The 19,740-nt window shown below is 46.0% G+C and carries 17 protein-coding genes; 15 read left to right on the forward strand and 2 right to left on the reverse strand.

The features are described from left to right. Positions 1–2 precede the first annotated feature (2 nt). Complete coding sequence (locus CJU60_RS15640) at positions 3–251, reverse strand: hypothetical protein (RefSeq protein WP_081638352.1); 249 nt, start codon at positions 249–251, stop codon at positions 3–5. Positions 252–334: 83 nt separating this feature from the next. On the opposite strand from CJU60_RS15640, the gene pheS reads away from it, so the two are divergent. Continuing rightward, a complete protein-coding gene (gene pheS / locus CJU60_RS15645) occupies positions 335–1,369 on the forward strand; it encodes a phenylalanine--tRNA ligase subunit alpha (protein WP_059335559.1) in 1,035 nt (344 codons plus the stop codon). 15 nt (positions 1,370–1,384) lie between these two features. Further along, a complete protein-coding gene (gene pheT / locus CJU60_RS15650) occupies positions 1,385–3,799 on the forward strand; it encodes a phenylalanine--tRNA ligase subunit beta (RefSeq protein ID WP_095714258.1) in 2,415 nt (804 codons plus the stop codon). A gap of 36 nt (positions 3,800–3,835) precedes the next feature. On the opposite strand, the gene rnhC is transcribed toward pheT, so the two are convergent. Beyond that, positions 3,836–4,777, reverse strand: a complete 942-nt coding sequence (gene rnhC / locus CJU60_RS15655; RefSeq protein ID WP_095714259.1) for a ribonuclease HIII — start codon at positions 4,775–4,777, stop codon at positions 3,836–3,838. 133 nt (positions 4,778–4,910) lie between these two features. On the opposite strand from rnhC, the gene zapA reads away from it, so the two are divergent. The 13 genes from zapA (at position 4,911) to uvrC (ending at position 19,678) form a co-directional block, all read left to right on the forward strand. After that, positions 4,911–5,168 carry a cell division protein ZapA gene (zapA, locus tag CJU60_RS15660; RefSeq protein WP_024122410.1) on the forward strand — a complete coding sequence of 86 codons (258 nt, stop codon included), beginning with the start codon at positions 4,911–4,913 and terminating at the stop codon, positions 5,166–5,168. A 6-nt stretch (positions 5,169–5,174) separates the two neighbouring features. Continuing rightward, positions 5,175–5,708 carry a CvpA family protein gene (locus CJU60_RS15665; protein WP_095714260.1) on the forward strand — a complete coding sequence of 178 codons (534 nt, stop codon included), beginning with the start codon at positions 5,175–5,177 and terminating at the stop codon, positions 5,706–5,708. Between the two features lie 72 nt (positions 5,709–5,780). Continuing rightward, entirely contained in the window at positions 5,781–7,493 is a 1,713-nt protein-coding gene (gene polX, locus CJU60_RS15670) for a DNA polymerase/3'-5' exonuclease PolX (protein WP_095714261.1), read from the forward strand. 20 nt (positions 7,494–7,513) lie between these two features. Further along, on the forward strand, positions 7,514–9,871 hold the full coding sequence (locus CJU60_RS15675; protein ID WP_095714262.1) for an endonuclease MutS2: 2,358 nt from the start codon (positions 7,514–7,516) through the stop codon (positions 9,869–9,871). A 14-nt stretch (positions 9,872–9,885) separates the two neighbouring features. Continuing rightward, positions 9,886–10,290 carry a DUF350 domain-containing protein gene (locus CJU60_RS15680; protein ID WP_010335217.1) on the forward strand — a complete coding sequence of 135 codons (405 nt, stop codon included), beginning with the start codon at positions 9,886–9,888 and terminating at the stop codon, positions 10,288–10,290. 187 nt (positions 10,291–10,477) lie between these two features. Further along, positions 10,478–12,160 carry an AMP-binding protein gene (locus CJU60_RS15685; RefSeq protein ID WP_095714263.1) on the forward strand — a complete coding sequence of 561 codons (1,683 nt, stop codon included), beginning with the start codon at positions 10,478–10,480 and terminating at the stop codon, positions 12,158–12,160. Between the two features lie 117 nt (positions 12,161–12,277). Then, complete coding sequence (gene fadR / locus CJU60_RS15690) at positions 12,278–12,862, forward strand: fatty acid metabolism transcriptional regulator FadR (protein ID WP_095714264.1); 585 nt, start codon at positions 12,278–12,280, stop codon at positions 12,860–12,862. A 14-nt stretch (positions 12,863–12,876) separates the two neighbouring features. Next, positions 12,877–13,653, forward strand: coding sequence for an enoyl-CoA hydratase (locus tag CJU60_RS15695; RefSeq protein ID WP_095714265.1), 777 nt, complete (start codon positions 12,877–12,879; stop codon positions 13,651–13,653). 14 nt (positions 13,654–13,667) lie between these two features. Next, positions 13,668–14,441: an electron transfer flavoprotein subunit beta gene (gene etfB, locus CJU60_RS15700; protein ID WP_024122404.1), complete on the forward strand. Its 774-nt coding sequence runs from the start codon at positions 13,668–13,670 to the stop codon at positions 14,439–14,441. A 35-nt stretch (positions 14,442–14,476) separates the two neighbouring features. Then, a complete protein-coding gene (locus CJU60_RS15705) occupies positions 14,477–15,454 on the forward strand; it encodes an electron transfer flavoprotein subunit alpha/FixB family protein (RefSeq protein WP_095714266.1) in 978 nt (325 codons plus the stop codon). Between the two features lie 205 nt (positions 15,455–15,659). Then, positions 15,660–17,147, forward strand: a complete 1,488-nt coding sequence (locus tag CJU60_RS15710) for an alpha-N-arabinofuranosidase (protein ID WP_095714267.1) — start codon at positions 15,660–15,662, stop codon at positions 17,145–17,147. Positions 17,148–17,455: 308 nt separating this feature from the next. Beyond that, on the forward strand, positions 17,456–17,770 hold the full coding sequence (gene trxA, locus CJU60_RS15715; RefSeq protein ID WP_003222500.1) for a thioredoxin: 315 nt from the start codon (positions 17,456–17,458) through the stop codon (positions 17,768–17,770). Positions 17,771–17,905: 135 nt separating this feature from the next. Continuing rightward, positions 17,906–19,678 carry an excinuclease ABC subunit UvrC gene (gene uvrC, locus CJU60_RS15720; protein WP_024122401.1) on the forward strand — a complete coding sequence of 591 codons (1,773 nt, stop codon included), beginning with the start codon at positions 17,906–17,908 and terminating at the stop codon, positions 19,676–19,678. Positions 19,679–19,740 lie beyond the last annotated feature (62 nt).

Genomic DNA, 19,740 nt, shown 5'->3' on the forward strand with positions numbered 1-19,740 from the left:
CACTATAATAGAACATAATATTTGAAAAACCGTGACAGAGGATCTCGATTTCTGATCAACTGCCTTCCAGGGAGAAAATGCCGCAGACTGAGAGCATTTTTAAAGCAGCCGGAAATTGGTTTCACCTCTCGAGTTGTCACCGGGACCGCGCACCTTGCGCGTAAAGGTGAACCGGAATCTGATTCCGTTATGTCAATGAAGCTGACGACAGCATCAGTCTGTCTGAAATAAGGGTGGTACCGCGGCCACAACTCGTCCCTTGTCCTATAAGGGGCGGGTTTTTTTGTTTTCTAAAGACATATAACGGTTTGTTTACATAAAAGGAGGATGCAAAATGGAAGAAAAGCTAAAACAGCTGGAACAAGAAGCTTTAGATCAAGTAGAAGCGGCAAGCTCATTGAAGGTTGTCAATGATATTCGGGTTCAATATCTCGGAAAAAAAGGGCCGATCACAGAAGTGCTGCGCGGAATGGGCAAGCTTTCTGCGGAGGAGCGTCCGAAAATGGGCGCTCTTGCCAATGAGGTAAGAGAACGAATCGCCAATGCGATTGCAGCTAAAAACGAAAAGCTTGAGGAAGAAGAAATGAAACAGAAGCTTGCGGGACAGACAATTGACGTCACACTCCCGGGTAATCCTGTCGCAATCGGCGGACGCCATCCGCTCACTGTTGTCATTGAAGAAATTGAAGATCTATTTATCGGCATGGGCTATACCGTTGAAGAAGGCCCTGAGGTCGAGACGGACTACTACAACTTCGAAGCGCTCAACCTGCCGAAAGAACACCCTGCCCGCGATATGCAGGACAGCTTTTACATCACAGAGGAAATGCTGATGAGAACGCAAACCTCTCCTGTTCAGACGCGGACGATGGAAAAGCACAAAGGCAAAGGGCCTGTTAAAATCATTTGTCCCGGAAAAGTATACCGCCGCGATAATGATGACGCGACGCACTCTCACCAATTTATGCAGATTGAAGGGCTTGTTGTTGATAAAAACATCAGCATGAGTGATTTAAAAGGAACCCTTGAACTGGTTGCGAAAAAAATGTTCGGGCAAGACCGTGAAATCAGACTTCGCCCAAGCTTCTTCCCGTTTACCGAGCCTTCAGTAGAAGTAGACGTAACGTGCTTTAAGTGCGGAGGAAACGGCTGCTCTGTATGTAAAGGAACAGGCTGGATTGAAATCCTCGGCGCCGGCATGGTTCACCCGAATGTGCTGGAAATGGCCGGTTTTGATCCGAAGGAATATCAGGGCTTTGCGTTCGGAATGGGTGTTGAGCGCATCGCGATGCTGAAATACGGCATCGATGATATCCGCCACTTCTATACAAACGATGTCAGATTTATTTCGCAGTTTAAACAGGCGTAAGAGGAGGATGCTAGAATGTTTGTTTCTTATAAATGGTTAGAGGATTATGTTGATTTAAAAGGCATGGATCCGGCTGTTCTTGCTGAGAAAATAACAAGAGCCGGTATTGAAGTTGAAGGAATTGAGTATAAAGGAGAAGGCATTAAAGGCGTTGTCATCGGCCATGTGCTGGAGCGCGAACAGCATCCAAACGCCGATAAGCTGAATAAGTGCCTTGTAGATATCGGAGCTGAGGCACCCGTCCAAATCATTTGCGGCGCGCCAAACGTGGATAAAGGGCAAAAAGTTGCAGTCGCTACAGTCGGAGCGGTGCTGCCGGGCAATTTCAAAATCAAAAAAGCCAAGCTTCGCGGTGAAGAATCAAACGGCATGATTTGTTCTTTACAAGAGCTCGGTATTGAGAGCAAGCTTGTGGCGAAGGAATATGCGGAAGGCATTTTCGTTTTCCCAAATGATGTTGAAGCAGGAAGTGATGCGTTAGCTGCTTTACAGCTTGACGATGCTGTCTTAGAGCTCGGTTTAACACCGAACCGCGCGGATGCGATGAACATGCTTGGTGTTGCTTATGAGGTTGCAGCGATTTTAGACACAGAGGTAAAGCTTCCGCAAACGGATTACCCAGTCGCTTCAGAACAAGCGTCAGACTACATTTCTGTCAAAGTTGAAGACCAGGAAGCAAATCCGCTGTATGCAGCAAAAATCATTAAAAACGTAAAAATTGCTCCGTCACCGCTTTGGATGCAGACGAAACTGATGAATGCAGGCATTCGACCGCATAACAACGTCGTGGATATCACAAACTTTGTTTTATTGGAGTACGGACAGCCGCTTCACGCGTTTGATTATGACAGATTTGGCTCTAAGGAAGTCGTAGTCAGAAAAGCTGTTGAAAATGAAACAATCTTAACACTCGACGATCAGGAACGAAAACTGTCTGCTGATCACCTTGTCATTACAAACGGGTCGAAAGCACAAGCCGTTGCTGGTGTTATGGGAGGAGCAGAATCAGAAGTCCGGGAAGACACAACAACGATTTTGCTTGAAGCTGCGTTCTTCAACGGGCAGACGGTTCGCAAGGCTTCAAAAGATCTTGGTTTGAGAAGTGAATCGAGTGCAAGATTCGAAAAAGGCATTGATCCTGCGCGTGTGCGCCTTGCGGCAGAACGTGCGGCACAGCTGATCCACCTGTATGCCGGCGGTGAAGTGCTTGCCGGAACTGTTGAAGAAGACCATCTCACAATCGAAGCGAACAACGTTCATGTATCGGCTGAAAAGGTGAACAGCGTTCTCGGCATGACGATCAGCAAAGAAGAACTGATCAGCATTTATAAGCGTCTTGGCTTTGCTGTCGGAGAAGCAAATGACTTACTCGTTGTGACTGTTCCGTCACGCCGCGGTGACATTCGCATCGAAGAGGATTTGATTGAAGAAGCAGCAAGATTGTACGGCTACGACAACATTCCGTCCACACTTCCTGAAACAGAGGGAACAACAGGCGGATTGACGCCTTACCAGGCAAAACGCCGTAAAGTCAGACGTTTCCTTGAAGGGGCCGGCTTATCACAAGCGATTACCTACTCATTAACAAACGAGAAAAAAGCGGCGGCATTTGCGATTGAAAAATCATTTAACACTGTCCTTGCGCTTCCGATGAGTGAAGAAAGAAGCATTCTCAGACACAGCATTGTTCCGAATCTGCTTGAATCCGTTTCTTACAACCTGGCAAGACAAACTGATTCGGTTGCATTGTACGAAGTCGGTTCCGTTTTCCTGACGAAGGAAGAGGATACAAAACCTGTTGAAACGGAGCGCGTGGCAGGAGCGGTAACCGGTTTATGGCGCAAGCATCTGTGGCAGGGCGAGAAAAAACCGGTCGATTTCTTTGTCGCAAAAGGAATTGTTGAAGGGCTGTTAGATAAACTGAACGTCCTGGGCAGCATTGAATTTGTGCAATCAGAAAGAAAACAGCTGCACCCGGGCAGAACTGCGAACATTCTTTTAAACGGTTCTCTTATCGGCTTTATTGGCCAAGTCCATCCTTCACTGGAAAAAGAACTGGATATTAAAGAAACGTACGTGTTCGAACTTGATCTTCACACGCTGCTTACAGCAGACACGGCGCCGCTCGTGTACACGGCGATTCCGAAATATCCGTCTGTGACACGTGATATCGCGCTGGTGACGGATAAATCAGTGACAAGCGGCCAGCTCGAGAGCGTCATCAAAGAGGCGGGCGGCAAGCTTCTGAAAGAAGTAACCGTCTTTGACGTCTACGAAGGAGAGCATATGGAGGAAGGCAAAAAGTCAGTCGCTTTCTCACTCCAATATGTAAACCCGGAGCAAACGCTGACTGAAGAAGAAGTGGCAAAAGCGCACGACAAAGTGCTGAAAGCGTTAGAAAACACTTATCAGGCCGTATTGAGAGGCTAATAAAAAAGCTTGCAGATATTCTCTGCAAGCTTTTTTCTATGAACGTTTTTTATCCGCCAGGCGCTGCGCTTTCTGCGTATTGGCAAAATGGAGTTTTGTAAAGGTTCGGAGAGCGGATAACCCTTTTTTGAGAATCAGTTTGGCGGCCGCTTCATCTACATGAGGGCCGGCCCCTTTCGGCAGTGTCATTCCCGCCTCGCGCGAAAGCTTATCCATTTCCATTAAAAAGGAATATCTCGCAATAATCGATGCAGCAGCCACTGACAGGTGAATGCCTTCGGCTTTTGTGCTGAAATAGGTGCGCTCCTGTACAATGTCTCTTCCCTTTAAATGGTTGTAGTAGACGCCGGGCTCGGCGAATTGGTCGATCAGAATCGCCTCAGGTTTTACTCCGTCCATTTTTCGCAAAAGATGGGTTATGGCCTGATTATGCAAGAGAGCTTTCATTTTTCCCTGACTCATGCCTCGTTCCTGCATGCTGTTGTACTTTTCGTTTTTTAAAACGAGCAGGCTGTACGGAATGGTTTTGATCAGGCTTCGGGCGATCTCAATGATTTGCGGGTCCTTTAGGTGTTTAGAATCCTTCACACCGAGTTCCTTCATTAAAGAAAGCTTTGTTTTATCAACGTATGCGCAGACAACCGTCATTGGGCCAAAGTAATCTCCGGTTCCAACCTCATCAGAGCCGATGACAGACATGCCTGCGATGTCTGTTGGAGGGGCGTAGCGTGAATCAGCCGGCTTTTTTGCCGTTTTTTTCTTTTCCTGCGGCTCAGCAGTTCCCCAGCGGGCAGATTCTGCCTCTGCGTTTTTGCCCTGAAACAATACCTTCCCTGACTTATAAGCTGTAATGGTACAGCCTGCCGGTTTTGCCTGGAAAATGGCACCCTGCGGCACAGATGCAGTAAGTGAACTGTTATACGCTGTTTTCATTTGGTCAATAGCAGACATTGGTACTTTTATCACAGAATGGGACACGTAATAATCTCCTTTTTTTACACGATTCACTGTATCTACCAGTGTATCATAACAGCGGGAGGCTCGTCTTTCCATTCATTTAATAAACGTGTTATGATAGGAACTAGGATTCTCACGGAATGGAGGAGAAACGTTGTCTGACGGCAAAAAAACGAAAACAACCGTTGACATTTACGGCCAGCACTTCACTATGATCGGTGAAGAAAGCAGAGCCCATATGAGATATGTGGCCGGAATTGTTGATGATAAAATGAGAGAAATTAATCAAAAAAATCCATATCTTGATATAAATAAACTTGCAGTGCTGACAGCGGTAAATGTGGTGCACGACTATGTGAAATTAAAAGAGCAATATGAAAAACTGGAGCGTCAGCTTAAAGAAAAGGATTGAACAACTATGCTAGATATCATCATCTTAATCTTGCTCCTGATGGGGACTTTACTGGGATTAAAACGCGGTTTTATCCTCCAGTTTATCCGCTTGACGAGCTTTATTCTTTCGATCGCGTTTGCGTCTTTATTCTATAAAAATGTCGCACCGCATTTGAAGTGGATTCCCGCGCCCGATTTTTCAGCGGGACAGCCGGCGTTTTCTTTTTTCTCGGGAAATCTGGAAGCAGCCTACTATAATGCGATTGCGTTTGTCGTTCTATTTATTATCGCTAAAATCTTACTGAGAATCATCGGCTCATTCCTAAGTATTGTAGCGGGCATTCCTGTGATTAAACAAATCAACCAAATGCTCGGTGCCGTTCTCGGTTTTATGGAAGTCTATTTATTTACATTTGTGCTGCTGTATGTTGCTTCCGTACTTCCGATAGACGGCTTACAGCAAATGATGGGGCAATCGTCTCTCGCAAATGTCATGATCAACCATACACCGTATTTGTCAGGGCTTTTACAGGAGCTTTGGACGCAATACGGAGGATAAAAAACTTCTCTTGTCCGGAGAAGTTTTTTTCAAGTATGATGGAAACATATGTGAACGTCTGGGGGTTATTCTATGCATAAAAAAGATATTATCCGGCTGCTGGAAACCATTGCAGTCTACATGGAACTGAAAGGGGACAACCCGTTTAAAGTTTCCGCATTCCGAAAAGCAGCGGCAGCCCTGGAACAGGACGACCGCAGTTTATCAGAAATGGACGACATGATGTCGCTGTCCGGTATCGGAAAAGGCACGTACAGCGTCATAAAAGAATATATAGATGAAGGAAAGTCAAGTACGCTTGAATCTCTGCAGCAGGAGGTGCCGGAAGGGCTGGTGCCTTTATTGAAGCTGCCGGGGCTCGGCGGCAAAAAAATCGCAAAGCTGTATAAAGAGCTCGGCGTACATGATGCAGAATCATTGAAGGAAGCCTGCGAACAGCAGAAAGTCCAAGGGCTTGCGGGATTCGGCAAGAAATCCGAAGAAAAAATATTGCAGGCGCTCGGGGAAGCCGGAAAACAGCCTGAACGTTTTCCGATTGGCTATGCGCTCCGGGTCGCGCGGGAAATTGAAGAGCATCTTTCTCGATTGACAGATATCATCAAATATTCCCGTGCCGGAAGTCTCCGAAGAGCACGCGAAACCGTCAAAGATCTGGATTATATTATTGCGACGGATCATCCCGCTGAAGTAAGAGAGCAGCTGCTTACGCTGCCAAACATCAAAAGCGTCATTGCTAGCGGGGACACGAAGGTATCGGTCATTCTTTCCTTTGAATATGAAACAAGTGTCGATTTCCGTCTCGTGACGGGAGAACAATTCCCGACAACTCTTCATCATTTTACGGGATCGAAGGACCACAATATCAAAATGCGGCAAATTGCAAAAGAACGCGGTGAACGGATCAGTGAGTACGGCGTCGAGACGGTTGAAACAGGAGAAATCAAAACCTTCCCGAGTGAACGGGAATTTTACGCACACTTCGGCTTGCCCCTGATTCCGCCGGAACTCCGTGAAAGCGGACAAGAGGTGGAAACCTACAATGACAGCATTGAACTCATAGAGCACGAGCAAATCAAAGGCGATCTCCACATGCACTCCACATGGAGCGATGGTGCCTTTTCGATCAGGGAAATGGCTGAAGCATGCATGAAAAAAGGCTATCAGTACATGGCCATCACTGATCACTCCCAATATTTAAAGGTCGCCAACGGGCTGACTGCTGAAAGGCTCAAGCAGCAGGCGAAAGAAATTGACGCGCTGAATGCTGAGTTTGAGAGCTTCCGTATTTTTAAAGGCGTTGAGATGGATATTCTTCCTGACGGCACACTTGATTATGATGACGATGTGCTGGCGGAAATGGATCTTGTCATTGCATCCATCCATTCAAGCTTTAATCAGCCGGAGCACGTCATTATGAAGCGGCTTGAGACGGCACTGACCAACAAGCATGTCGACATTATCGCACATCCGACCGGACGCCTCATCGGCAGACGTGCCGGTTACGAAATCGATATCGACAAACTGATTGAGCTCGCGAAGAAAACAAATACGGCGCTTGAACTCAACTCTAACCCTGCGCGTCTTGACCTGCGGACAGAGCATTTAATCAAAGCAAATGAACAAGGGGTTACATTGGTCATTAATACCGATGCCCATAACATCGAGATGTTAAACGATATGAAAACCGGCGTCACTGCCGCGCGCAAAGGCTGGACGGAAACGAAAAACGTCCTGAATGCCCGGTCGCTTGAAGACGTACAGGCATTCCTGAAGCGCAACGATTAAGTAAGGAGGCTCACACAACCGTGCAGCAAAAAGTATTATCATCTCTTGAATTCCATAAAGTGAAAGAACAGGTAATCGAGCACGCCGCTTCATCGCTCGGAAAAGAAATGCTTCTCCAGCTAAAGCCTTCTGCTTCGATTGACGAAATCAAAAAACAGCTGGATGAGGTAGATGAAGCCTCTGCGATCATCCGGCTGCGAGGCCAGGCACCGTTTGGCGGCCTTACCGATATCAGAGGGGCATTAAGACGGGCGGAAATCGGCAGCGTTCTCAGTCCCTCGGAATTCACTGAAATATCAGGACTGCTTTACGCAGTCAAACAAATGAAACACTTTCTCGGACAAATGGCTGAAGACGGAGTCGACATTCCGCTGATGCAGCAATATACTGAACAGCTCATTACACTGCCCGATATAGAACGAGAAATTAATTCCTGCATAGATGATCACGGCGAAGTGCTTGATCACGCGTCAGAAACGTTAAGAGGAATCCGCACGCAGCTCAGAACGCTCGAATCGAGAATCAGAGACCGGTTAGAGTCCATTCTGCGTTCCTCCTCTGCTTCGAAAATGCTGTCTGATACGATTGTTACAATCCGAAATGACCGCTTTGTTATCCCGGTCAAACAAGAGTACAGATCAAGCTACGGAGGCATTGTGCATGACACCTCTTCTTCTGGCGCGACTCTGTTCATTGAACCGCAGGCGATTGTAGATATGAACAACTCGCTTCAGCAGGCGAAAGTGAAAGAAAAGCAAGAAATTGAACGGATTTTACGCGTGCTGACAGAGCATACGGCGGAGCACACAGAGGAGCTTTTTAAAGATTTGCAAGTCCTGCAGACGCTTGACTTCATTTTTGCAAAAGCGAAATACGCAAAAGCGGTCAAAGCTACAAAACCGACCATGAATGACAGCGGATTTGTCCGTCTGAAAAAAGCGCGCCATCCATTGCTTCCGCCTGATCAGGTGGTCGCCAATGACATCGAGCTGGGCGGCGATTTTTCAACCATCGTGATTACAGGACCGAATACCGGGGGGAAAACAGTTACTTTAAAAACACTGGGGCTGTTGACCTTAATGGCGCAATCGGGTCTTCATATTCCGGCAGATGAAGGATCGGAAGCCGCTGTATTTGAGCATGTGTTCGCTGATATCGGCGATGAACAGTCGATCGAGCAAAGCTTAAGTACATTTTCTTCCCATATGGTGAACATTGTCGGCATTTTAAAACAAGTCAACGAAAACAGCCTTGTGCTCTTTGATGAACTGGGCGCGGGTACAGACCCGCAAGAAGGCGCGGCACTCGCCATGAGCATCTTGGATGAAGTCCACCGCACCAATGCCAGAGTATTAGCGACGACGCATTATCCGGAGTTAAAGGCGTATGGCTATAACAGAGAAGGCGTCATGAACGCCAGTGTCGAATTTGACATTGAGACCCTTTCACCAACCTATAAGCTCTTAATCGGTGTACCGGGACGAAGCAACGCTTTTGAAATTTCTAAACGGCTCGGGCTTCCGGACCATATTATCGGGCAGGCGAAATCAGAAATGACGGCCGAGCATAATGAGGTCGATACGATGATTGCGTCTCTTGAACGAAGCAAAAAACGGGCGGAAGAAGAGCTTTCTGAAACAGAGGCGTTCAGAAAAGAAGCCGAAAAGCTGCATAAAGAGCTGCAGCAGCAAATCATCGAACTCAACAGCAAAAAAGACAAATTGATGAAAGAGGCCGAACAGCAGGCGGCTGAAAAAGTTAAAGCGGCCACAAAAGAAGCTGAAGACATCATTCACGAATTACGCTCGATTAAAGAAGAACACAAGTCCTTCAAGGATCACGAGCTGATTAACGCGAAGAAACGGTTAGAAGGCGCTATGCCGACCTTTGAAAAGTCCAAAAAACCGGAAAAACCGAAAACGCAAAAACGCGTCTTGAAGCCGGGGGATGAAGTAAAAGTCCTTACTTTCGGGCAGAAAGGAACATTGCTTGAAAAAACCGGCGGCAATGAATGGAATGTTCAAATCGGCATTTTAAAAATGAAAGTGAAAGAAAAAGACCTTGAATTTATCAAATCGGCTCCGGAACCAAAAAAAGAAAAACTCATTACGGCGGTTAAGGGCAAAGATTACCACGTATCGCTTGAACTTGATCTTCGCGGCGAGCGCTATGAAAATGCCCTCAGCCGTGTTGAAAAATACTTGGATGACGCGGTGTTAGCGGGATATCCAGGAGTGTCCATTATCCACGGCAAAGGTACCGGCGCTTTAAGAAAAGGCGTGCAGGATCTCCTGAAAAATCACCGCAGCGTTAAAAACTCCCGTTTCGGTGAAGCTGGTGAGGGAGGATCAGGCGTTACAATTGTTGAACTAAAATAAAAGGGAGTATGGTCATGAGTGATTTTTGGGAAAACGAGCTTGTGGAAATCGCGGCGTATTACAGTGTCGCGGTTCTCTGCCTCGTCCTCTTTTTGACTGTGTTTGAGCTGGTGACAGCTTATAAAAACTGGGAAGAGATTCAAAATGGAAATCTCGCTGTGGCAATGGCAACAGGCGGGAAAATTTTAGGGATAGCAAATGTGTTCCAGCACTCCATCTCTCAGCACAATTCTCTGCTGCAAATGATCGGCTGGGGTGTGTACGGATTTGTTATGCTTTTGATCAGCTACTTCATTTTTGAGTTTTTGACACCGCGGTTTAAAATTGATCAAGAAATTGAAAATGATAACCGGGCTGTCGGCTTTATTTCATTTGTCATTTCTGTCGGGCTCTCATTTGTTGTGGCAGCCGGAATATAAGGGGACGGAGAATAGATGGAAAAGCTTGCAAAAATACTGCTCGCCGCGGCGGGAATCTTTTTGTTGATTGGTTTTATTTATCTGTTCGTATGATGAGAAAAAGAAAGATTTTCCTTTCTTTTTCTTTTTTTTGCCGTCCATCTGCTATAATAATAGGGTGAACTCTAAAATCGAAAGGGGAGGTTTTATGCAGTCTCAAAAGCCGTGGCTTGCTGAGTATCCCGACGAAATCCCGCATGAGCTTCCGTTGCCGAACCAAACCCTGCAATCCATCCTGACAGACTCCGCCGCAAGATTCCCTGACAATACAGCCGTATCTTTTTTCGGAAAAAAACTCACCTTTCATGACATTTTGACGGATGCTCTTAAACTCGCAGCTTTTCTGCAGCAAAATGGCCTGCAAAAAGGAGACAGAGTGGCTGTCATGCTGCCCAACTGTCCGCAGTCCATCATTTCCTATTATGGGGTGCTGTTTGCCGGCGGTATCGTGGTGCAGACAAACCCGCTCTACACCGAGCATGAGCTCGAATACCAGCTGAGAGACGCAGAGGCCAGGATGATCATCACCTTAGATTTGCTTTTCCCGAAGGCAATAAAAATGAAAACGTTATCAATTGTAGATCAGATATTGGTGACGAGTATAAAAGACTATTTGCCGTTTCCAAAAAATATTCTCTATCCGCTTACGCAAAAACAAAAAGTGCACATTGACTATAATGAAAACGACAATATTCATACCTTTGCTTCGAGCATGAAGCAGGAAAAAACAGAGCTGATCACAATTCCGGACATTGACCCTGAACATGATATCGCCGTTCTGCAATACACTGGGGGTACGACGGGAGCGCCCAAAGGAGTCATGCTCACGCACAGAAATATTTTAGCCAATACCGAAATGTGTGCGGCTTGGATGTACAACGTAAAAGAAGGCGATGAAAAAGTGCTTGGCATTGTCCCATTTTTTCACGTCTATGGGCTGACGGCAGTGATGAATTATACGATTAAACTAGGATTTGAAATGATCCTGCTTCCCAAGTTCGATCCGCTGCAAACGCTCAAAATCATCGATAAACAAAAACCGACACTGTTTCCCGGCGCGCCGACGATTTACATTGGCCTCTTGCATCATCCCCAATTACAGCAATACGATCTGTCATCCATTAAAAGCTGCCTCAGCGGATCAGCCGCTCTCCCTGTCGAGGTGAAGCAGCAATTTGAAAAGCTGACTGGCGGAAAGCTTGTGGAGGGATATGGTTTATCCGAGGCATCTCCGGTGACACACGCTAATTTTATCTGGGGAAAAAACAAACCCGGCAGTATCGGCTGTCCCTGGCCTAATACAGACGCAGCCATTTACTCTGAAGAGACTGGCCAATTTGCCGCTCCGTATGAGCATGGTGAGATTGTCGTAAAAGGCCCGCAGGTCATGAAGGGGTACTGGAACAAGCCGGAGGAAACGGCTGCTGTCTTAAGGGACGGGTGGCTTTTTACCGGAGACATGGGCTATATGGATGAAGATGGATTTTTCTATATTGCCGACCGGAAGAAGGACATCATTATCGCAGGCGGCTATAATATTTACCCGCGGGAAGTTGAAGAAGCGCTGTACGAACATGAAGCGATTCAGGAAATTGTCGTTGCAGGCGTGCCTGATTCGTACAGAGGGGAAACGGTAAAAGCGTTTGTCGTGTTAAAGAAAGGCGCACAAGCCGACGCAGCAGAACTGGACGCTTTCGCCAGAGCCCGTCTCGCACCCTATAAAGTGCCGAAAGCCTATGAATTCAGAAAAGAGCTTCCGAAAACAGCGGTTGGGAAAATTTTAAGAAGGCGTTTACTTGAAGAAGAAACCGAAAATCATCATATCAAGTAACAAATAGAGCCAGAAAAAGAGAACATTTATGAATAAACTTGACAAACCGGAAAATCCTTCTTATCATAAAATTATGAATGAATAGTCATTCATTTCTATAGGAAGGAACGATGAAAATTGAAGCAAAAACGGCCAAAGTATATGCAGATTATTGATGCAGCAGTTGAAGTAATTGCGGAAAACGGCTACCACCAGTCACAGGTATCTAAAATCGCCAAACAAGCCGGAGTAGCGGACGGCACCATCTATCTTTATTTTAAAAATAAAGAAGACATTTTAATTTCTCTGTTTAAAGAAAAAATGGGCCAATTCATTGAGCGGATGGAAGAGGACATAAAAGAAAAGGCAACAGCAAAAGAGAAATTGTCGCTCGTGATTTCAAAGCATTTCTCACTCTTGGCGGGAGACCATAACCTCGCCATTGTCACTCAGCTTGAGCTCCGCCAATCCAATTTGGAGCTGCGGCAGAAAATTAATGAAATATTAAAGGGCTACTTAAATATTTTAGACGGCATTCTGACGGAAGGAATACAATCAGGCGAGTTAAAAGAAGGCCTCGATGTCCGCCTCGCCCGGCAAATGATTTTTGGAACGATTGACGAAACCGTGACGACCTGGGTGATGAATGATCAAAAGTATGATCTGGCTGCTTTGTCAGACAGTGTTTTAGAATTACTGGTATCCGGAATTCACAATAAGTAAAGGAGTTCTGCCCTATGAATGCAATATCACTCGCAGTTGATCAATTTGTTGCAGTTATGACGATTCACAATCCGCCGGCAAACGCGCTTTCCAGCCGGATATTAGAAGAGCTGTCCTCCTGTCTTGATCAGTGTGAGACAGATGCCGGCGTGCGGTGCATTATTATACACGGGGAAGGAAGGTTCTTCTCCGCAGGCGCTGATATCAAAGAATTTACATCACTGAGAAACAGTGAGGATTCCTCAATGCTGGCTGAACGCGGCCAGCAGCTGATGGAGAGAATGGAGAGCTTTCCAAAACCGATTATCGCAGCGATTCACGGAGCTGCCCTCGGCGGGGGGCTGGAGCTTGCAATGGCCTGCCATATCAGAATTGCGGCAGAAGATGCCAAGCTGGGGCTTCCTGAGCTTAACCTCGGCATTATTCCCGGTTTTGCAGGTACACAGCGGCTCCCGCGATACGTTGGTACAGCAAAAGCATTGGAGCTCATTGGATCAGGAGAACCGATATCGGGGAAAGATGCGCTTGACCTCGGACTTGTGACAATCGGAGCAAAAGATGAAGCAGAAGTGCTTGAAAAAGCGAAAACGCTTGCTGGCAAATTTGCAGAAAAAAGTCCGCAAACGATGGCGTCTCTGCTTGAGCTTCTCTATACAAACAAAGTGTATTCCTATGAAGGCAGCTTAAAGCTTGAAGCAAAGCGTTTTGGAGAAGCGTTTGAGTCGGAGGACGCCAAGGAAGGCATTCAGGCATTTCTCGAAAAAAGAAAGCCTCAGTTCAAAGGCGAATAAAAGGGGATATGATCATGAATCTATTTGTACTGATGAAACGGACGTTTGACACAGAAGAAAAAATCGTCATTGACGCAGGAAAGATTCAGGATGACGGGGCTGAATGGATTATCAATCCGTACGATGAGTACGCGATTGAAGAAGCCATTCAGCTGAAGGAAAAACACGGCGGCACCATCACCGTTGTTACTGTCGGCGGCGAAGAAGCGGAAAAGGAGCTGCGTACAGCGCTTGCCATGGGATGTGACCAAGCCGTTTTAATCAACATAGAAGATGATCTCGAAGAACCCGACCAGTATTCCATTTCTCAAGTTTTATACCACTATATGAAGGATCAGGAGTTTGACCTTATTCTCGGAGGAAATGTCGCGATCGATGGAGGCTCAGGACAAGTGGCGCCTCGCCTGGCAGAGCTTTTGGACATTCCATGCATCACGACGATCACCAAACTTGACATCAATGGAAGTGACGCAGAAGCGGAAAGGGACGTTGAAGGGGATGTTGAAAAAATCAAAACGACTCTTCCTTTGCTGGTCACAGCTCAGCAAGGCTTAAATGAACCGCGCTACCCATCGCTTCCGGGGATCATGAAAGCCAAGAAAAAACCGCTTGAAGAGCTTGAGCTGGATGATCTGGACTTGGATGAAGAAGATGCTGAACCAAAAATGAAAACAATTGAACGTTTTCTGCCTCCGAAAAAAGAAGCCGGAAAGCTTCTGCAGGGTGAGCCTGCCGAACAGGCAAAAGAGCTCGTATCATTGCTCCGCAGCGAGGCGAAAGTCATTTAGCGCTTGCACATTCAAAGAAACAGGGGGATGTTAGGATGGGAAAAAAAGTGATCGTACTCGGAGAAATTCGTGACGGAGAACTGCGAAATGTCACCTTTGAAGCGATCTCCGCTGGAAGAACCATTTCAGGTGATGGAGAAGTGATCGGTGTTCTTATAGGAGAAAACGTATCACAGCATGCAGAGGAGCTTATCCACTACGGTGCAGACAAAGTTCTCACAGCTGAGGACCCAAAGCTCAAGGCATATACGGCAGACGGATACAGCCAAGTGATGCGAACCATTATTGAAAAGGAGAAACCTGATGCGGTCGTATGCGGACACACTGCAATGGGGAAGGATCTGTCGCCGAAGCTTGCAGCCCGGCTCCAAACGGGATTGATTTCTGACGCTACAGATGTAAGCGTTACCGGAGAGAACGTTGTTTTCACAAGACCGATTTACTCAGGGAAGGCATTTGAACGTGTCATTTCAACGGATCCGATGACGCTTGTGACGATTCGTCCAAACAACATTCAAGCGTTAGAAAAAGACGCCAGCCGGGCAGGCAGCGTTGAAAGCATCGAAGTTTCCCTTACGGATCTCCGTACCGTCATACAAGAGATCGTCAAAAAAACAGCGGACGGCGTTGATCTCTCTGAAGCGAAAATCATTGTTGCGGGCGGCCGCGGTGTAAAAAGCAAGGAAGGCTTTCAGCCGCTGCAGGAGCTTGCCGAGGTGCTGGGCGCAGCAGTCGGCGCTTCACGCGGGGCGTGTGACGCTGATTATTGTGACTATGCTCTTCAAATCGGACAGACCGGAAAAGTTGTCACTCCTGATTTGTATATCGCCTGCGGAATTTCCGGTGCCATTCAGCATTTGGCGGGGATGTCCAACAGCAAGGTAATTGTCGCCATCAATAAAGATCCTGAAGCCGATATTTTTAAAATAGCTGATTACGGTATTGTAGGAGATTTATTTGAAGTCGTCCCATTACTGACTGAAGAATTCAAACAGCTGAATATTCACTCATAAAGGGAAGCCCCGGACTGCAAAAGTTCGGGGTTTTTGAATACATACGTACAAATATTTAGTAATAAAAAAAGTCGTTGACATGTACGGACATATATAATAAGGTTACTTTAAAAGCGCTTACATTCATGCTGGCTCCTCAGACAAAACACAGATCCTATATTTGACTGTGGTGCTTTTCATATTTGTATGAAAGGAATGATCAAGCATGTCTGAACATACAGCAGTAATTCAAACAGATATTGTAAAAGGAACGATCAACAAAAATATATACGGTCATTTTGCTGAGCATTTAGGAAGAGGGATTTATGAAGGGATTTGGGTCGGAACGGAATCAAGCATTCCTCATATAAACGGTATAAGAAAAGATGTGTTAGAAGCGCTGAAACAGCTGCGTATTCCTGTCCTCCGATGGCCGGGAGGCTGCTTTGCGGATGAATATCATTGGGCTAATGGTGTGGGTGACCGCAAGACGATGCTCAATACTCACTGGGGCGGTACAGTTGAATCGAATGAATTCGGGACACATGAATTTATGATGCTGTGCGAGCTGCTTGAGTGCGAACCTTACATTTGCGGCAATGTAGGAAGCGGAACAGTTCAGGAAATGGCAGAATGGATCGAATATATGACCTTTAAAGAAGGCACGCCCATGTCGGATTGGAGAAAACAAAACGGAAAAGAAGAGCCTTGGAAGCTGAAATATTTTGGGGTGGGCAATGAAAATTGGGGCTGCGGCGGCAACATGCACCCTGAGTACTATGCCGATCTATACCGCCGTTTTCAAACGTATGTCCGCAATTACAGCGGCAATGAAATTTATAAAATTGCCGGCGGTGCAAACGTCGATGATTTTAATTGGACGGACGTGCTCATGAAAAAAGCCGCTGGCCTGATGGATGGGCTAAGCCTTCATTACTACACGATTCCGGGAGATTTCTGGAAGGGCAAAGGATCGGCCACAGAATTTACAGAGGACGAATGGTTCATCACGATGAAAAAGGCCAAATACATTGATGAATTGATTGAAAAACACGGCACAATTATGGACCGGTATGATCCGGAACAGCGGGTCGGACTGATTATTGACGAATGGGGCACATGGTTTGACCCTGAGCCAGGAACAAACCCAGGCTTTTTATATCAGCAAAACACGATTCGTGACGCGCTGGTCGCAGCTTCTCACTTTCACATTTTCCATCAGCATTGCCGCCGGGTGCAAATGACCAACATCGCACAGACGGTAAACGTGCTTCAAGCTATGATTCTGACTGATGGAGAACGGATGCTATTAACGCCGACATACCATGTGTTTGATATGTTTAAGGTACATCAGGATGCCTCTCTTTTAGATACTGAAACAACGTCCGCTGACTATGAATGGAAGGGAGAAACGCTGCCTCAAATCAGTGTGTCAGCATCAAGAAATGCTGAGGGCGATATAAACGTCAGCATCTGTAACATTGATCATCAAAATAAAGCAGAGGTGGAGATCGAGCTGAGAGGTCTTGACAAGACTGTGGATCATTCCGGCGTTATCCTGACTGCTGAAAAGATGAACGCCCATAACACGTTTGATGATCCGGAGCACGTAAAACCTGAAGCGTTCAGCCGTTATTCTGTAAATAAAAACAAATTGAAAGCAAAGCTGCCGCCAATGGCAGTTGTCTTACTCACATTACGGACTGATTCTTAACCAAAAAAAGGAGCGCCGATCCACTAGAGGACAGCGCTCTTTTTTGTTTTGAAACAGCTCCAAAAGGGCATGGTAAAGTATATGACGGTTATAGAAGGGATGTTGTCCTATGCTTCGTACAATTTTAATGATCATTGGCGCAATCGTGGTGATCGGAGCGATTATCAGATTCGTGTTTTAATGCCCCATTCTTCTATGAGTAAACCGATTGTGATCAGGAAAAAATAATTTATAAGCATTTAAATAGCGTGAACGAATGGGAGATGCTATACTAAAAATCATCATTTCACAATTGGAGGAATTCTATAATGGCTATCGTAAAAGCAACTGATCAATCTTTCTCAGCTGAAACAAGCGAAGGCGTCGTACTTGCTGATTTCTGGGCTCCTTGGTGCGGACCTTGTAAAATGATTGCACCTGTTCTTGAAGAATTGGATCAAGAAATGGGCGACAAACTGAAAATCGTAAAAATCGATGTAGATGAGAACCAAGAAACAGCAGGCAAATACGGCGTTATGAGCATCCCGACACTTCTTGTCTTAAAAGATGGAGAAGTTGTTGAAACATCTGTAGGCTTCAAACCGAAAGAAGCGCTTCAAGAGCTTGTAAACAAACATCTTTAATGTTCGGCTGCTTACATGCCAGAGCGATTCCAATTGAGGGATCGCTTTTTTTATTCGCCAATCGTGAACCATGGAGAAAAACACCTGTTCGTGTTAAACTGGAAACAAAGGACTAACTATAAGGAAGGGTAACATATGAACAAACAACTGAAAGAAAAACTCGCCCTCCTTCCCGATCAGCCCGGGTGTTATTTAATGAAGGACCGTCAGCAGACAGTGATCTACGTAGGAAAAGCAAAAGTGCTGAAAAACAGAGTGCGCTCCTACTTTACCGGGTCTCATGACGCAAAAACACAGAGGCTTGTGACGGAAATCGAGGATTTTGAATATATCGTGACGTCCTCCAATCTTGAAGCGTTAATTTTAGAAATGAACTTGATCAAAAAGCATGATCCGAAATATAACGTCATGCTGAAAGATGATAAAACCTATCCTTTTATAAAACTCACCCATGAACGCCACCCAAGGCTGATTGTCACCCGCAATGTCAAAAAAGACAAAGGGCGCTATTTCGGACCCTATCCGAATGTGCAGGCCGCAAGGGAGACGAAAAAGCTGCTCGACCGTCTCTATCCTCTCAGAAAATGCTCAAAGCTTCCCGACAGAGTGTGTCTTTATTATCACCTCGGACAATGTCTTGCTCCGTGTGTAAAGGACATTTCTGAAGAGACAAACAGAGAGCTGGTTGAGAATATTACCCGTTTCTTAAAGGGCGGCTATAACGACGTTAAAAAAGAGCTTGAAGAGAAAATGCTTGAGGCGGCTGAGAACCTTGAATTTGAACGGGCAAAGGAGCTTCGTGACCAAATTGCCCATATCGAATCAACGATGGAAAAACAAAAAATGACGATGAACGACTTAGTCGACCGTGACGTATTCGCTTACGCTTATGATAAAGGCTGGATGTGCGTACAGGTCTTTTTCGTACGGCAAGGAAAGCTCATCGAACGTGACGTCAGTATGTTTCCGCTTTATCAGGAAGCAGATGAAGAGTTCCTTACCTTCATCGGGCAGTTTTATTCAAAAAACAACCATTTTCTGCCGAAGGAGATTTTAGTGCCGGACAGCGTCGATCAATCGATGATTGAGCAGCTGTTGGAAACAAACGTCCATCAGCCGAAAAAAGGGTCGAAGAAAGAATTGCTTATGCTGGCACATAAAAACGCAAAAATCGCGCTTAAAGAAAAATTCTCTTTAATCGAACGTGACGAGGAGCGTTCAATCGGTGCTGTGCAGAAACTCGGAGACGCCTTAAATATTTATACCCCGCACAGAATCGAAGCGTTCGATAACTCGAATATACAAGGGACAAACCCGGTTTCGGCGATGATTGTGTTCATCGACGGCAAACCATACAAAAAGGAATACCGCAAATACAAAATCAAAACTGTCACAGGGCCTGATGATTACGGCTCAATGAGAGAGGTTGTCAGACGAAGATATACAAGAGTGCTTCGCGAAAACCTGCCGCTCCCTGACCTGATCATTATAGACGGAGGGAAAGGCCAGATCAACGCGGCCCGTGACGTCATAGAAAACGAACTCGGCCTTGATATCCCGATTGCCGGCTTGGCGAAGGATGATAAACACAGAACCTCCAATTTATTAATCGGCGATCCGCTGGAGACGGTTTATCTTGAACGAAACAGCCAGGAATTTTACCTGCTTCAGCGCATTCAGGATGAGGTGCACCGGTTTGCGATCAGCTTCCACAGGCAAATCCGCGGGAAAAGCGCGTTCCAGTCTGTGCTAGACGATATACCCGGAATCGGAGAAAAAAGAAAGAAAATGCTGTTAAAGCATTTCGGTTCCGTCAAAAAAATGAAGGAAGCAAGCCTCGAGGACATCAAAAAAGCGGGTGTACCCGCAGCGGCGGCACAGCTGCTTTATGATAAATTGCAAAAATAATGTTGTCCTTTTGAAAAAGTTCTGATAAAATGTGAACTAATTTCATAATTAGATCGTGTAAT

The sequence above is a fragment of the Bacillus sp. 7705b genome (genome assembly GCF_002289525.1).
Lineage (GTDB): Bacteria > Bacillota > Bacilli > Bacillales > Bacillaceae > Bacillus > Bacillus halotolerans.

Excerpts from the sequence above, each read along its gene's own strand:
- pheS (WP_059335559.1), top strand. The coding sequence starts at position 335 with ATGGAAGAAAAGCTAAAACAGCTGGAACAAGAAGCTTTAGATCAAGTA.
- pheT (WP_095714258.1), top strand. The coding sequence starts at position 1,385 with ATGTTTGTTTCTTATAAATGGTTAGAGGATTATGTTGATTTAAAAGGC.
- CJU60_RS15665 (WP_095714260.1), top strand. The coding sequence starts at position 5,175 with ATGCTAGATATCATCATCTTAATCTTGCTCCTGATGGGGACTTTACTG.
- polX (WP_095714261.1), top strand. The coding sequence starts at position 5,781 with ATGCATAAAAAAGATATTATCCGGCTGCTGGAAACCATTGCAGTCTAC.
- CJU60_RS15680 (WP_010335217.1), top strand. The coding sequence starts at position 9,886 with ATGAGTGATTTTTGGGAAAACGAGCTTGTGGAAATCGCGGCGTATTAC.
- CJU60_RS15685 (WP_095714263.1), top strand. The coding sequence starts at position 10,478 with ATGCAGTCTCAAAAGCCGTGGCTTGCTGAGTATCCCGACGAAATCCCG.
- CJU60_RS15695 (WP_095714265.1), top strand. The coding sequence starts at position 12,877 with ATGAATGCAATATCACTCGCAGTTGATCAATTTGTTGCAGTTATGACG.
- etfB (WP_024122404.1), top strand. The coding sequence starts at position 13,668 with ATGAATCTATTTGTACTGATGAAACGGACGTTTGACACAGAAGAAAAA.
- CJU60_RS15705 (WP_095714266.1), top strand. The coding sequence starts at position 14,477 with ATGGGAAAAAAAGTGATCGTACTCGGAGAAATTCGTGACGGAGAACTG.
- CJU60_RS15710 (WP_095714267.1), top strand. The coding sequence starts at position 15,660 with ATGTCTGAACATACAGCAGTAATTCAAACAGATATTGTAAAAGGAACG.
- trxA (WP_003222500.1), top strand. The coding sequence starts at position 17,456 with ATGGCTATCGTAAAAGCAACTGATCAATCTTTCTCAGCTGAAACAAGC.
- uvrC (WP_024122401.1), top strand. The coding sequence starts at position 17,906 with ATGAACAAACAACTGAAAGAAAAACTCGCCCTCCTTCCCGATCAGCCC.